This is a genomic window from Salinimicrobium oceani (assembly GCF_012037645.1).
Window position 1 is genome coordinate 1 of record NZ_JAAVJR010000213.1, and the last position, 621, is coordinate 621.

2 protein-coding genes are annotated in these 621 nt (G+C 43.5%); both read right to left on the minus strand.

Going from position 1 to position 621, the window contains the following annotated elements; genetic code table 11:
• The coding region (gene nadA, locus HC175_RS16325; protein WP_168139448.1) for a quinolinate synthase NadA at positions 1 to 117 on the minus strand (117 nt) is incomplete at its 3' end.
• 13 nt (positions 118 to 130) lie between these two features.
• Complete coding sequence (locus tag HC175_RS16330; RefSeq protein WP_168024778.1) at positions 131 to 565, minus strand: RrF2 family transcriptional regulator; 435 nt, start codon at positions 563 to 565, stop codon at positions 131 to 133.
• Positions 566 to 621: the final 56 nt, after the last annotated feature.

Here is a 621-nt window from a genome sequence, read left to right on the forward strand (position 1 = left end):
TACCTCCTGGATTTCGGGTTCCTGATAATAGTGTGCGAGAATTACTGCATTTTTTTCCTTTTTTAAACGGATGACCTGTTCCTGTAAATCTAATTTTTGCAGGGGGGTTATAGACATAGATCTTTAGTTTTTAAATTTTAAGAAAGGTGTCACCGGAGACGAGGCCGCTGGTAAGATCTCCCAGGCTGGTATTTTCAATGATCTGTCTCAAATCGCTCCTTACCGGTTGAAACCTGGAATGGAAAGGGCAGGGATGATCTTCGGAACAATCATGCAATCCAAGGCTGCACCGGGTGTAAACCTTATCCCCATCAATTGCCAGTACGATCTTTGAAACCTTGATCTGTTGTAGCTGTTCCGGGACAATATGAAATCCTCCGTGAGCTCCTTTAGTAGAAACCACAACTCCGCTTCGGGATAGCTTCTGAAGGGTCTTTGCGGTAAAAGCTTCAGGCGAATCGATCTCCCGGGCAATATCCTTTAAACTTGCGCGTCTTCCACTCTGGGATTCCGAAGCAATATAGATCGCAGCTCTTATAGCGTATTCACAGGCTTTTGAAAACATCTTACTCGATTTGAGGATTACCGGTCAAAATTAAAGACCTCTTAGTCCTTATTTTA

Bases quoted from the DNA above. Each gene is read 5' to 3' on its own strand.
- HC175_RS16330 (WP_168024778.1), bottom strand. From the start codon at position 565: ATGTTTTCAAAAGCCTGTGAATACGCTATAAGAGCTGCGATCTATATT.